Annotated in this window: 9 protein-coding genes; 5 read left to right on the forward strand and 4 right to left on the reverse strand. The window is 64.8% G+C overall.

Features of this window, described 5'->3' with window-relative positions; translation table 11 throughout:
- Window positions 1–9: 9 nt before the first annotated feature.
- From CCD76_RS07930 to CCD76_RS07940, 3 genes are read left to right on the forward strand one after another with little or no spacing between them, the layout of a single operon-like run.
- A complete protein-coding gene (locus CCD76_RS07930; protein ID WP_087718987.1) occupies window positions 10–1,461 on the forward strand; it encodes a hypothetical protein in 1,452 nt (483 codons plus the stop codon).
- Between the two features lie 3 nt (window positions 1,462–1,464).
- On the forward strand, window positions 1,465–2,439 hold the full coding sequence (locus tag CCD76_RS07935; protein ID WP_256961206.1) for a hypothetical protein: 975 nt from the start codon (window positions 1,465–1,467) through the stop codon (window positions 2,437–2,439).
- On the forward strand, window positions 2,436–7,445 hold the full coding sequence (locus CCD76_RS07940) for a hypothetical protein (protein ID WP_087718988.1): 5,010 nt from the start codon (window positions 2,436–2,438) through the stop codon (window positions 7,443–7,445). The genes CCD76_RS07935 and CCD76_RS07940 overlap by 4 nt, the downstream gene beginning before the upstream one ends.
- Before the next feature lie 466 nt (window positions 7,446–7,911).
- Here the strand turns inward: CCD76_RS07940 and cfa are convergent, their stop codons facing one another.
- Window positions 7,912–9,063, reverse strand: a complete 1,152-nt coding sequence (gene cfa / locus CCD76_RS07945; protein WP_071232162.1) for a cyclopropane fatty acyl phospholipid synthase — start codon at window positions 9,061–9,063, stop codon at window positions 7,912–7,914.
- A 421-nt stretch (window positions 9,064–9,484) separates the two neighbouring features.
- Between cfa and CCD76_RS07950 the strand changes: the two genes are divergently transcribed.
- The gene (locus tag CCD76_RS07950; protein WP_087718989.1) at window positions 9,485–9,787 is read left to right on the forward strand and encodes an MTH1187 family thiamine-binding protein; all 303 of its coding nucleotides are present in this window, start codon (window positions 9,485–9,487) and stop codon (window positions 9,785–9,787) included.
- Between the two features lie 72 nt (window positions 9,788–9,859).
- On the opposite strand, the gene CCD76_RS07955 is transcribed toward CCD76_RS07950, so the two are convergent.
- On the reverse strand, window positions 9,860–10,240 hold the full coding sequence (locus tag CCD76_RS07955; RefSeq protein ID WP_087718990.1) for a hypothetical protein: 381 nt from the start codon (window positions 10,238–10,240) through the stop codon (window positions 9,860–9,862).
- A gap of 145 nt (window positions 10,241–10,385) precedes the next feature.
- A complete protein-coding gene (locus tag CCD76_RS07960) occupies window positions 10,386–11,294 on the reverse strand; it encodes a LysR family transcriptional regulator ArgP (RefSeq protein WP_087718991.1) in 909 nt (302 codons plus the stop codon).
- Between the two features lie 92 nt (window positions 11,295–11,386).
- On the opposite strand from CCD76_RS07960, the gene CCD76_RS07965 reads away from it, so the two are divergent.
- A complete protein-coding gene (locus CCD76_RS07965; protein ID WP_087718992.1) occupies window positions 11,387–12,010 on the forward strand; it encodes a LysE/ArgO family amino acid transporter in 624 nt (207 codons plus the stop codon).
- Window positions 12,011–12,038: 28 nt separating this feature from the next.
- Here CCD76_RS07965 and CCD76_RS07970 read toward each other — a convergent pair whose 3' ends face one another.
- Window positions 12,039–13,406, reverse strand: coding sequence for a TrkH family potassium uptake protein (locus CCD76_RS07970; RefSeq protein WP_087718993.1), 1,368 nt, complete (start codon window positions 13,404–13,406; stop codon window positions 12,039–12,041).
- Between the last annotated feature and the right edge of the window lie 27 nt (window positions 13,407–13,433).

The raw sequence follows: 13,433 nt of genomic DNA on the forward strand, positions 1-13,433 counted from the left end.
GGAGTCGACATGACCGCCTGGAACAAGCTGCTGGTCGCGACGACGCGGCTGCTGGATCTACATGACAGCGCCCACGAGCCGGGCTCGCCTTTCGTGCAGGTAACGCAGGAGCAGCGCCGCGGCCTGCGCGACGGCTACTGGCTCGATCTGGGCTGCCTGCTGCTGGACTATCTGCTGGAGGTGGATTTCGCCACCAACAGCGCCTTCGTCACCCAACGCCGCTGTCTGGCCCACCTGCGCGGGGATTACCCCGACCTGCCCGCCGACGACCTGAGCTTCGTCATCAACCTGCTGGCGACACCCAGCGAGATCCACTACCGCGAATGGCAGGCGAGCCGCGACGACAGGGAGGAGTCCGATGACGACGACGCAGCGCCGGGCATACGCGGCGGCCGCAGCACCAAGCGCACCGCGCTGATCGAGAAGCAGGGCCAGACCGGCCAGGTCAGGCTGACGCCCAGCGGCCGCCAGGCGGTCACCCTGGCGAGCCAGGTCGAAGACCTGCTCTACTCCGAATACGATGCCGCCAAGGTCGTCGCTGCCCTGTCCCGCGGGGACTATGCGCGCGTGCCCGATATCACCCAGCAGATCCTGATGGCGATTCGTGCGCTGACCCAGGAGCTGCGTCGGGTGCGCGAGAACCCCACTCATGAAGGCAAGCTGGCCGCCCTGATGGACAACGAGCGCCACTATCACAATGCCTTGAGCACGATTCAGAGCACCTTGCTCAGCGCCCGCGCGCAGCTCGCCACGCCCGCCCTGATCGCCCAGTTCGACAACTGGGCCGAGCGCCAGGAAGAGGAGTGGGACCTGCGGATGCTCTCCGGCGCCATCGGCCGCGTGCTGAACGCCATCGAAAACCTGTCGCGGCGGCTTTCCGAACTGTTGTCGGACATCGCCGAGGGCCGGATTCAGTCCATGGGCGTGATCGATTTCGCCGGGCTGGCGCACCGATTGCTGGTCTCGCCGCCGCCCAGGCGCCTGCAGGAAGCGGTCGTCGCGCGGATGATGCCGCTGGGAACGGCAGTGGTGATGCCTCGCGTCGAAACGCTGCTGCCGCTGGTCGAAACCCGCCGCGCCGAGCGCAGCGGGGCGGCGCTGGTCTTCGACGAGACGCGTGACAAGCCCAGCGCCGATCCGCTGCTGGCGCGCTACCTCAAGGCCCGCGGCCCGGCACTGCGCCAGCGCCTGCGCCAGGCGCCGCTGTCGCTACCCGACGCGCTCAGCGAAGGGTGGCACCACTTCGAGTCGGGTTCGGATTCGGCCAACGCCGAAATCCTGGACTGCCTGCCGCAGCTGCTCAACACCTTCGTCGATACCCAACTGCTCGATACCCGGCTCAGCGTCGGGATCGACGAGACCCCCTTTTCGATCGAGCTCCCCGACGGCCGGCGCATCGAAGGTGCCGTCACGCCCTCGCTGCGTCTGCTCGAGACGACGACAGAAGAACAGGAAGTTTGACCTATGAACATGATGGAAATGGGCGAAGTCGTCGCGTACCTGTTGCGCTACCGCACTGCCGAAAGCGTGCCCAGCGGCGGCCGCAAGCGCCGTGCGGCGCGCGAAGGCCAGCTCTCCGAGCGCGATGTCTGCGCGCTGATCGACGACGCCCAGGAGAACGAGCGCGAGGCGCTACGAGACTTTCTTGCCGGGCAGGGGCTGCGTCTCAAGGCGTTCGAATCCGGCGACTATCCCGGGATCGCGCCGGGCTCGCGCTTCTTCGCGCTATTGCCGGACCCGGAGCTCGAGCAGCCGCCGCTCTACACCCGCGAACCGGTGTTCGAGGCACTCAAGCTGCGCCAGGAGAGCCGCGCCGAGCTGGCGCTGTGGTATCTGCAGCTGTGGCTTTTGCTGCATACGCTGATTTACACCCGCCTGAATCGCGCGCTGTCCGACGTCAGCCGCTACCAGGAGGCGACCTTCACGCCCCGCGAGCTGGTGGAACTGGTTCGCGATCAACTCGAGACCCTGCGGGGGCTGGGAGACCGCGCGCCGGAGAACAGTCGCGTCCTGCTCGACGAGCGGGGTGAAGACATTCCCCGGCGGGTGAAGGCCTTCATCGACCTGCTGGCCCGTGCCGGTCATCTCGATATGGTGCGCGAGGCCGGCGACGAGGATGTCTGGCAGCAGACGCTGCTCGGTGCGCTGGAAGCCGAGCAGATCGGCGTGCATCACCTGACGCACCTGATCGAACTGACCTCGGCCCAGGAGGACGCCGATTCGACGCCTCGGGCAGACCTCGACGACGAAGCGCCTGGCGGCACGGAAGTCGACGGCGACGTTCCCGAGACGGCCTCGCCGGCCGAGAACGAGGCGCACAAGGAAGCCGACCTGTTCGAGACGGATCGAGCCGACGTCGATGCCGGCAAGGCGGCCGAGGAATCGACATCCGATGTCACAAGCCATTCCATGGACGAGCCTGGGGAGAATCGCCGGTGAGCGTCATCAACCGTATCGAAATCGCCAACCTTCTCAACAAGCACGGTGATATCGCCTCGCCCTGGGAAGCCAAGATGCGCCACCTGCTGCTCGATCTGCGTGGACAGTCGAGCGCGGTGAGCATGGAGAACGGCTTCGGCAAGACCACCATGGCCGAAGCGCTGATCGGCATGCTCTCGCGGGATCGGCAGTTGCTGACGCGCACCCGGCGCAAGTGCTCGCCGTCGAAGGTCAACGGCGAGGGCCGCAGCTGGACCCATCTACGCGTCGAATTCCGCGCCCAGGGGGGCGATGCCCAGCAGGAGGACATGCTCGCGGCGGCCGGAGAAGAGGTCGCCGGCGAGACCTTCGTCTTCGGCATGTACGGTTACAGCGATGGCAGCGGGCTTACGTTCTATCACTATCCCGGCAAGCTGGCCGACGTGCCGGTGCATCACGTCACCCGCGACGGCAAGCTGGCGCTCTACCCCAATGCCGATTTCCAGAGCATGCTGCGAAACCATGGCGCCACACGAGCCCACAACCGCGAAGAGTGGCTGGAAGCGGTGGGCGCGCACATCTCCCGGCGCGAGCTGGCGCAGCTGGCGGCGTTTCAGAAAGAGGGCGGCGCCGACAAGAGCCAGATCTTCAACGCCATCAAACCGCGTGCCGGCGAGAAGGCCGACCAGGCGTTCTTCTACGAAGTGCTGGCACCGCAGATTCTCTCCGGGGCCACTCGCGGCGAGACTGATGAAGAAGAAGAGCTGATCGAAGATGTCATCCTGCACTCGGGGACGCGTATCACCGAGCTGCGCCATCGCCTCGCCGAAGCCGAGAGCGACCAGCAGCGTGCCGACGAGAAGGTCGAACGGCTGGCATCGCTCGACCAGGAGGGCGAGGCGCTGCTCGAAGCGCGCAGCCAGCTCATCATGCAGGATGCGGCACTGCTGGAGGCCGAGCGTCTGCTGGGGGGCCAGGCGCTGGCGCCGCTGCCGGGGCTGCCGGGTCGTGACGCTGATCGCGACGACAATGGTCGTGACAGTAATGGTCGCAACGACAATGACCGCGACGACAATGACCGCGACGACACGAACCGGGAGATCGACGAGGCCGTCGTTGGCTTCGCCTGGGCGATCGGCGATATCGAGCGGCCGCGAGTCTCCACCTGGCTGCTGGCGCGACTCACCCGCCAGGCGGAGCGTAACGTGCGTCAGGCGCTTTCCGAACGCGGGGCGCGGGTCGATACCCACCGCCGGCTCGTTCACCTGCCGACGGCCGGCTGGATCGGTGGGCGCGATATCGGTCACGTCGCTTTCGACCAGGCGCGTGCCTGGCTCGCCGACAGCCACGCCTTCAACGACGACGCCGCGCGCTACCGGGCGCTCGGTCTGCTCGAGGATGCCGCCGAAGCGTTCGAAGGGCTGGACGGCAACCGCTTCCGGGAGGAGGTGATCGCCGACCGCGAGTATCGTCGTTCGCTGCGTCTCGATGCCGAACAACTCGACGAGGAGATGGAGCGGCTGGAGCAGGAGCGCGAACAGCTCGAATCGCGCCAGCGCGACTTCATCGATAACCAGAGCGTCTACACCCAGGCCCTGGCCGAAGGGCTCTTCAGCGAGGCCGAGCTGGAAGCGCCGGAGACCACGCGGGACGCCGCGCAATCGACGCTCGCCGAAGCGCGCAAGGCGCACGCCGATCATCTCGGCCGGCTGGGCGAACTCAAGCAGCCGGCGCAGTGGCACGAGGAGTTCGTTCGCGAACATCCCGACACGACCCCGGGCGAGCTGCTGGCGCTGAAGAGCGAACGGCAGGAGACGCTGGAAACGCAGCTCGCCGAATGGAACGACGAGTGGACCGCGCTCGACGAGCAGCGCAATTCGCTGCGGGAAACCCTGCAGGCGCGCCGCGAGCAGCGCCAGCGCCTGGAAGGCGAGCTGGGGCCGCTACAGGCCGGCCGCGAAGCCTGGCAGACGTTCGTCGAAGGCTGGCCGGACGCCTCCGCGATCGGCTTCTGGAGCGAGCGCAAGAACGCGCTGGCGGAACTCGAGCAGACGCTGGCCCAGGCGCGGCGGGAGAGTAGCGACGCCGCCGCTCGGCTGGATCGACTGACGCCGCTGGCGGATTCGGCCGAGCGCTATCGGCACTGGCATGGCGATGCCTCGCCGGTACACCTGCGCGATACGCTCTATCGCCAGTCCCGCGAGTGTCAGGACCAGCTGCATCGCATCGCGCAGGAGTCCGCCCAGTTCGCGGCGCTGGATCAAGCCTATCGCCAGTTCCGCGAAGTCGGCGGCGACGCCGCTCCCCAGGCCTGGTTGAAGGATGCCAAGGCGCGTTATCCACGCCTGCTGCGCGAGGCCGAGACGCTGGCCGAGACGATCGAGTCTCGCGAGCGCTACCTGGAGAGCCTTAGCGGCGATCCGCTGGCGCGACAGGCGGCAGAAGCCCAGGCGCATCAACTGCTGGAGGCCCGCGAGATCGGCTTCCGCGCGCTGCACGAGGTGCTCTCCGGCGGCGACGCCGACGACGAACGGCGTCGCGAGTGGCTGGCGCAGGCCGCCGGCCAGCTGTTCGCGCCGGTCGTCGAAGGCGAGGAGGCAGCGCGGCAAGCCTCCCAGTGCCTGATCGATGCCGGCTGCGGCGTGCCGGTGCTGGAAGCGGAACGTCTGCTGGCGCTCCTGGAGCAGGGCGAGCTGCCGCTGGGGGCGGTACAGGGCGTCGAGACGCTGGCGGTGAAGGCGGCGCTGGACCCGGCCTTTCTCACGGCGCTGCGTGAAGAGACCCAGCAGCGGCTCGAGATCGACCGGCAACGCCAGCAGGCGCTGACGGAAGAGATATCCCGACTCGATCCTCACGGCGAGCGTTTCCGTCTGGCCCTGCAGGCGGCGGAAGCGCTGGAGCAAGAGGCCGAGTTGCACCTGGCCGCGCTGGAAACGCAGCGCATGGAGACAGAAGCGGAGCAGGAGGCACTGACGCCTCGGCTGAGCGAAGCGGCGCTGAAATCAATCGATGACTACCAGCGATATCTCGAAGAGGGCGGCGAGCGGGCGCTGGAAGAGGCGCGGGAAGCGCGCGAACTTGCCGCGGAAAGACTCGAAACGCTGCAGCCGCAGCGTGAACAGGCAGCTCGCGAGCTCGAGACGCATGGCAGCAACTGGCTGGCGGCGGAACGCTTCGCCGAGGCCGGCGGGGTCGAGCGTCTGCGCGAAATCGATGCCAGCCTGGAAGCGTTGCTCGAAGAGATCGCCGAACTGGACGAGCGCGTTGTCGAGCTGACGCTGCGCAGCGAGGCGCTCGACGAGCGGCGCAGCCAATGCCGCGAGCAACTGAGCGGGCTGTTCGCCGACGGCGAGCGCGAGCGCCTGCGTCGTCTGGATCGGTTCGTTGCCGAGGGCGGCCCGGCATTCATGGATCGGGCCGAAGCGCGGGAAGCGGAGCTGACCGCGGCGCTGGCGCAGGCCAGCCGGCGTGCCGATTTCGATTTCGCCCGCATTCGCGCCTTCCTTCAGGTACGTGACGAAAAAGGCGGCAATCGCACCCTCGAGCGGGATATCGGCCGGGTGAAACAGTTGCTTAACGACACGCGCGACAAGCGCAAGCGCAACACCCGCGAACAGAGCGAGATCGACTCGCGTCTCGCTCGCCACCAGCAGGCACTCAACGTAACCGATCAACTGGCGGTAGCGTGGCTCGAAGTGCTGCGGCAGCTACCGGAAGGCTGGTCCGAACGGGCGCTGGCCGATGGCCGCGCCGGCTGGCCGTCCGATCACGCCGAGGCCGAACGTCTCGATGCTGCCATGGCCGAGTGGCGGCGCTGGCAGGCCGCACCGCTCGATGGCTCCAGCGAAGGTTCTGGTGAAGGTTTTGATGAAGGTTCCGGCGCGGATGCGAGCGTTCAGCCGTTCGAGCTGGAAGCACTCGAAACCTATCAGCAGACGCTGCTCGATGGGCTCGGCAGTCTCAATCTGGGCGAGCGCGCGCGCAATCGCGAGCGCCAGGCACGGGACGTGGCGGCCAGGGAAAAGGCGCTGGCATCGTCGCTGGAAGCGGCCAGTGCCAGCCGGTTGTTCAACGAGTCCGAGCGCGCCCGGCTGGGTACGCTGGAAGGCGTCACGCCGGAAGCGCTGGAGTCGCTGCGCGGCCTCCATCGCCAGCTCGAAGGCCAGCTCAACGAGCATCGCAGCCGGGTGACGCGGCTGCATGCCTCCCGCGAGCAGATCGAGGACACACTCGTCGAGCGTCTCAGCTCGATCATCATCGACGCCGCCGGCAACCTGGAAATTCTGCGTCGGGTAGCCCGCCGCTCCGCCGATGGCGGTGCCTACTTCGAGGTCAAGGCGGATCTGATCGCCGACGAGTCGGTGCGTGAGCTGATCCATCAACTGCTGGCCGACATCGACGCCCATCTCGCTGTGCAGCGTCGCCGGCTCGAGCAGGCGGGTGACGGGACACAGGCCAGGGGCGGTCGCGACGACGATCTGACCCGCCAGATTCGCCGGCGCATCTATCGCGGCCTGTTCCGCGACGTCACCATTCGCATCAAGCACGACGCCATTCGTCCACACGGCCGGCTGTTCTCGCTCAACGAGGATATGTCGGAAGGCCAGCGCGAGGCCGTTTCGCTGATGTGGCTAGTGAAGCTCTCCGAGTTCGCCATCGAACGGGAACTGCGCGAACTGCCGGGTAGCCACAAGCGTCGTGCCCGCGCCAGCCGCGAGAGCGTCATCCTGCTCGACGGCCTGTTCTCCAAGCTCTCGCATCGGCGCCTGATCCAGGACTCGCTGGAGTCGCTGCGCAATACCCGCGGACGCTTCCAGATGATCGGGCTGATCCACAACCCCAACTACGAGAATGACCCCAGCATCTTCCCCACCTACCTGGTCGGCAGCGTGATCGGCGGGCAACAGGGGCAGGGCGGTCACGTCATCGTGCGGGAAGGTCGGCAGGTCTCACCCGAGGAAACGGGGCGCGGCGAAGGCGAGGCGAGCCTGTTCGGGATTCATGTGACCCCGGCGGCGGTGGAGTAATCGGCAAGGCCCGCTTTGGTGGGCCTGGAGATAATGGACTTATGGTTAGATTCGATAGGATCGGCTTACTACTGGCCGAGCCTTAACCACCCTCTCGCTCGTGATTGCGAGGGGCAAGCCCCTCGCGCTCCCCTTTTTGACGCCACAGACGGCGAACCCCTGAACGCCAATCGTCCGCGCTCGGGTCGGCGCGAAAGGGCATCCATGCCCCACGCGCCTCTTGCGTCATCCATGACGCAAGACCCGGCACGGGCGATAGTCGTTCAGCGCCGTTCTGGAAGGCGTCGTTGGGGTGGCAAAGCCCATGATAGCGGCTTAGTGTCAGCCTTAGTGACGCTTGCAGCGCTGAACCAAAGAAAAGAGGCCTGCCGCTGTGGCAGGCCCCTTTTCTTTCATGTGAGTTGCATCTTCAATAACTTTCGTAGCTCGTAGCTCGTAGCTCGTAGCTCGTAGCTCGTAGCTCGAATTAACGCGGCGAGTCGTAACGTCCGCCACGGCCGTTGGAGTAAACCACCTGCCACAGCTGGATGTCTCTTGCCCGGAAGGCGCCAGCGCAGGAGCCGAGGTAGTAGAGGAACATCCGCTTGACGCGTTCGCTGTAGTTACCGGCGATCTCGTGCCAATGGGCGAGGAGGTTCTCCTGCCAGGCCATCAGCGTGGTGTCGTAGTCGGCGCCGAAATTCTGCCAGTCTTCCATGACCAGCTTGCTTTCGCTGGCATCGGCGATCTGCTGAACCGAGGGCAGGATGCCGTTGGGGAAGATGTACTTGTTGATCCAGGGGTCGATGCTGACTTCATTGGTATTGGAACCGATGGTATGCAGCACGAACAGGCCGCCCGGCTTCAGCAGGCGCTTGACGGTGTCGAAGTAGGTGGCGTAGTTGCGCTGACCCACGTGCTCGAACATACCGATCGAGACGATACGGTCGAATTCGCCGCTGAGCTCGCGATAGTCTTCGAGAATGATCTCGACCGGCAGGCCGGCACAACGCTCGCGGCCCAGCTTCGCCTGTTCTTCGGAGATGGTGATGCCGGTGACTTCGACGCCGTAATGGCGGGCCGCGTGTTCGGCGAAGCTTGCCCAGCCACAGCCGATATCGAGCACTTTCATGCCGGGTTCGAGACCAAGCTTGCGGCAGGCCAGATCGAGCTTGGCGACCTGCGCTTCGTGCAGCGTCCGGGCTTCCTTCCAGTAGCCGCAGGAGTAGCACATGGTCTCGTCGAGCATGCGGGTGAAAAGATCGTTACCGAAATCGTAATGCTCCTTGCCGACGATGTAGGCCCGCGCCTTGCTCTGCAGGTTCACGAAGCTCGACTGCAGCTTGTAGACGACGCGCTCCTTGGTGGTATGGGCGACGCCGCCAAGCCCATGACGGAGCAGTCGGTGAATCATTTCGTCGATACGGTCGCACTCCCACCAGCCGTCCATGTAGGCTTCGCCGAAGCCGATGGAACCCTGGCGGACGACCCGGGAGAACAGGTCGGGGTGGTGGACGCGAATGTCCCATGGCTGGTCGCCGTTGAGGGTGACACCGGATCCTTCCAGCATTTTCTCGATGGTGTGACGAGCGCGAGTGTCGGGCAGTGCGACTGGGGCGATTGGTGTATTACTGGTCATGGTTTTTCCTAGCAAGGGGCGCGTAACGTACCCTGGCCATCCGGCGCTATCACTCCGGTTGAACGGCGAAAAACGACCCGTTGACTTGCGGGTTCGACCGCGCTGACGCATTTGTTCGGTCATTTTCCACTCGATTGAAAACAGTCCGAAGAGTCAAGCCATGGCCTGGAAACGTGACGCTCCACTGTCCCTGTTCCCTATTGTTAGACGACTTCATCAGCGTTGATACATTGCGTGCTAACGGCTTTACCGTCAATAAGCCTAGCGCTATTGGCGCAATAGTCTAGGCTCGGTCATGCCTTTCCAGACGATTGGCGTTCGATGGCCTCTTTTGGCTCGTCTAACGACTCACAGTGAACCTTAGGCCAAAATATGCATAGTTGATGTCGATCAAGTTGAAAAATCGACACAGGAGGGAAAAATGCACGTCATCGTTGATCTATGTGTCGTCCCGTTAGGGGTCGGCGTATCGGTATCGCCTCACGTGGCGGCATGCCAGCGCGTGATCGAGGCTTCGGGGCTCCATTATCGAATGCATGCCTATGGCACCAATATCGAAGGCCCGTGGGACGAGGTGATGGCCGTCGTCAAGGCCTGCCACGAGGAGGTGCATGCCATGGGCGCGCCGAGAATTACCACGACGCTGAAGATGGGAACCCGCACGGATCGGGAGCAGCGCATGGATGACAAGGTCGAGAGCGTGGAAAACCTGCGCCGAGCGTAGCGTAGAAAGCCCCGGCGGTCGTTTGACCGGCGGGGCTCGATGATCTTGTCTGGTTGGGAACTGGGTCAGAATTCAGCGACAGCGGATCGTCCAGGTGGCCTTGTAACCATCTCCTTCTTGCGTGGCGGCCTGAAGTTCGGTGTCTTCGTCGACGGTCGCGCCTTCGAGCTGGTCGTTGGCATTGGCCGCCTTGCTGGCGCCGTCTTTCGGTCCCATCATGTCCTGTTCGACGATCACGAACTCGTCACGATCCTGAGACTCGCATTGTTCCAGGGCGCGCTCCTTGGCGTTGGCCAGTGCCTCGTCCTGATCATCGCCCAAACCGGTCACGACATAATCGGTAGTGTCCTTCTCGATCGAACTGCTGTCGCTGGCGCAGCCGGCAAGGGCGCCTAGTGTAAGCAGTCCGGCCAGGGCCATCCATACCGGGGTTCTGGTGGCTGTCTGCATCATGTCACTCACTCCTTGTGTCGTGGTTTCCCGCATTCATGGTGGCATCGTCCATTTGACTTGCCATTCATTCTAGACCGTGCCTGCTGATCTTCAAGCCATTGGTTATCAAGAGGAATCCTGTCGCCATTGTGCGACGAGGGCGTTTTCAGCCAACGGCAGCCGACGACGCTTCCGGGGCTCTCAGCCAATTGTCGCCAGCGGAAACGAGGTGGGCCGTAAGCGCATCGAGCAGTTCACCGCCATGGCGCCAGAAGTGCCAGTACAGCGGCACGTCCAGCGGTCGCTGCGGATCGAGGTCGACCAGGTCGCCTCGGGCCAATCCATCGGCCCCCTGGCTCTCGGGGATCAAGGCATAGCCGATACCGGCAAGCACCATGTGCAGCACGCCTTCCGACGACGGACACAGGTGATGCGGGAACGGATCCTTGAAACCATGGAAATCGAGATAGCGTTGGTGCAGACGATCGTCCGGGCCATAGAGAATGGCGGGCGCCAGTTCCAGCGCCTGATGGGTCACGCCCTCGGCGAAATGGCGATCAGCAAACCTGGGGCTGGCCATGACCCGATAACGCATGGACCCGAGCGCGCGGGCACGAGCGCCCTGTACCGGACGTGCGGTGGCGCAGATGCAGCCGGCCACCTCGCCGTCGCGCATGCGGCGCAGCGCCACTTCCTGATCGTCCACGACCAGGTCGAGCAGGACGCCGCGTCGATGGCAGAAGTCACCCAGCGTCGGCGCCCACCAGGTCGCCAGGCTGTCGGCGTTGAGCGCCAGCCTGAGACGATGCTTGCCCTCGCCGAGTGCCGGAATCCTGTCGAGAAGATCATGCTCCAGCAGACGCACCTGCTGAGCGTGATTCAGCAGCCGCTGGCCCAGCGGGGTAGGCATTAACCGGGGCGTACGGACCACTACCGGTTGCCCCAGTCTCGCTTCCAGCAACTTGATGCGCTGGGAGACTGCCGACTGGGTCAGATTGAGTTGCTGCGCGCCGCGGTCGAACCCACCTTGATCGACGATGGCAGCCAAGGCCTCCAGAAGTTTGTAGTCCAGCATCAAATTTTCTAATGCCTCATTAACATGTTCATTTTTATTAATAGTCGATTTCTCGGCATGATGCGAACCGCTGCCTTTTCGAGATCACGATAGTGGGAAATTCTCTTCTTCACGGCCTGTTGATCGGCGCCAGCTTGATCGTGGCCATCGGCGCGCAGAATGCGTTCGTCCTGCGCCAGGGCCTCCGCCGCGAGCACGGCTGGCTGGTGGCGGGCATCTGCGCGGTGTGCGATCTGCTGCTGGTCGCGTCCGGGGTGGCGGGGCTCGGGCCGCTGATCACCTCCAGCGCCGTGCTCTTGCTGCTGGCGCGATGGGGCGGCGTGGCCTGGCTCGTGTGGCAGGCGCTGGTGGCGTTCAAGCGCGTCGCCCGCCCTGAGTCCATCGCGTTGGCCGTGAACCACGTGCCCGAGACCGGCATGAGTCTCGCTAGCGCCAGGCCGGTGGTGATCGCGACGCTGGGCGTGACGCTGCTCAACCCGCATGTCTATCTGGATACGGTGGTGATGCTGGGTATCATCGGTGGCCAGCAGGCCAGTCCGGCGGGATTCGTGGCCGGGGCATCTCTGGCTTCGCTGATCTGGTTCTTCGGGCTGGTGGGGTTGGCTCACTGGCTGTCGCCGCGGCTGCAGAATCCGCGTTGGTGGCAGGGCATCGATATCACCGTCGGGGCGATCATGCTGCTGGTCGCCTGGCAACTCGCCTCGCGAGCGCTGTGAACGCGGTCTCGAGCGTCTGAATCCATCATTAGCCGATCTGAATTTCACCCTTGGCGTAGCGCACGCCCTTCGCCTGGCGAGTGGCGAGGAAATAGCCCACCGAGAGCGGCCCGACACGACCCAGCAGCATCGTCAGGCCCAGCAGGAATTGCCCGGGCAGCGAGAGATCGCTGGTGATGCCGCGGGACAGCCCCACGGTGCCGAACGCGGAAACCGTCTCGAAGGCCAGATCGAGGAACGAATGGTCGCCGTCGGTGATGGTGAGGCCGAACAGCGTCAGGACGACCAGCAAAACCCCGGCCAGCGCGACGGTGATCGCCTTGATCACGGTTTCCTGAGTCATCGAGCGGCCGAAGGCCGTGGGGTGTTCGGTATTGCGGTAGAACGCCCGGGCGGTCAGCAACAGCACGACGAACGTGGTGATCTTGATGCCGCTGGCGGTGGAGCTCGAACCGCCACCGATGAACATCAGCAGCATGACGAGGAGGGTGGAGGCATCAGTGAGCGAGCCGATCTCCAGCGTGTTGAAGCCGGCCGTACGCGGCGTGACGGCCTGGAACCAGGCCGCCTGCACCTTGGTGAAGAGGTCGCCCAGCCCGCCGAGGGTGGCGGGATTGGACCACTCCAGCCCGAGCAGCATCGTGGTGGCGATCACGTTGAGCCAGAACGTGGCCAGCAGCACGACCTTGGTCTGCATGGCCAGGCGCGACCAGCGGCGGTGGCGATAAAGATCGCTCACCACCACGAAGCCGAGGCCGCCGACGATGAACATCAGCGTCACCGCGCCGTTGACCAGTGGGCTGCCCGCTTCCTGAATCAGGCTATCGGTAAAGGTCGAGAAGCCGGCGTTGTTGAATGCGGAAACGGCGTGGAAGAGACTGTGCCACAGGCCTGCCTTCAGTCCGTACTCGGGGACCCAGTGCCACGCCAGCAACAGCGTGCCGACGCTCTCGGTGAGCAACGCGAAGGCGACGACCAGCTTGATCAGATCGCGGATGTCGCTGAAGGCGATCTCGCCCAGCGCCTCGCGGACGAGATTCTGCTGACTCAACGGCAGACGCGTTCCCAGCAGCAGGACCGTGAGGGCGGCGAAGGTCATGAATCCCAGGCCACCGATCTGGATCATCACCAGCACCACCAGCTGGCCGACGAACGTCAGGTCCTGGCCGATATCGATCACGCTGAGGCCGGTGACGGTGACCGCGGAGGTCGCCGTGAACAGCGCTTCGTGCCAGGCCAGGGAGTGCGTTGCACTACCGGGTAGCCAGAGCAGCAGCGCGCCGAGAGCGCAGAGCAGGGCAAAGCCGATCAGCAGGATTTCCGGCGGCGACAGCCGAATGACCCCGCCATGAGGCGAGCGGCGAAAAGGTTGTTTCAGGCGTTGCCAGCGTCTCACGAGGGCAGCTCCGAACCGGGATCGGAG

The sequence above is a fragment of the Salinicola salarius genome, from assembly GCF_002179555.1.
Classification (GTDB): Bacteria; Pseudomonadota; Gammaproteobacteria; order Pseudomonadales; family Halomonadaceae; genus Salinicola; species Salinicola salarius_A.

Coding starts and splice junctions, on each gene's coding strand:
- CCD76_RS07930 (WP_087718987.1), top strand. CDS start 10: ATGACCGCCTGGAACAAGCTGCTGGTCGCGACGACGCGGCTGCTGGAT.
- CCD76_RS07935 (WP_256961206.1), top strand. CDS start 1,465: ATGAACATGATGGAAATGGGCGAAGTCGTCGCGTACCTGTTGCGCTAC.
- cfa (WP_071232162.1), bottom strand. CDS start 9,063: ATGACCAGTAATACACCAATCGCCCCAGTCGCACTGCCCGACACTCGC.
- CCD76_RS07950 (WP_087718989.1), top strand. CDS start 9,485: ATGCACGTCATCGTTGATCTATGTGTCGTCCCGTTAGGGGTCGGCGTA.
- CCD76_RS07955 (WP_087718990.1), bottom strand. CDS start 10,240: ATGATGCAGACAGCCACCAGAACCCCGGTATGGATGGCCCTGGCCGGA.
- CCD76_RS07960 (WP_087718991.1), bottom strand. CDS start 11,294: ATGCTGGACTACAAACTTCTGGAGGCCTTGGCTGCCATCGTCGATCAA.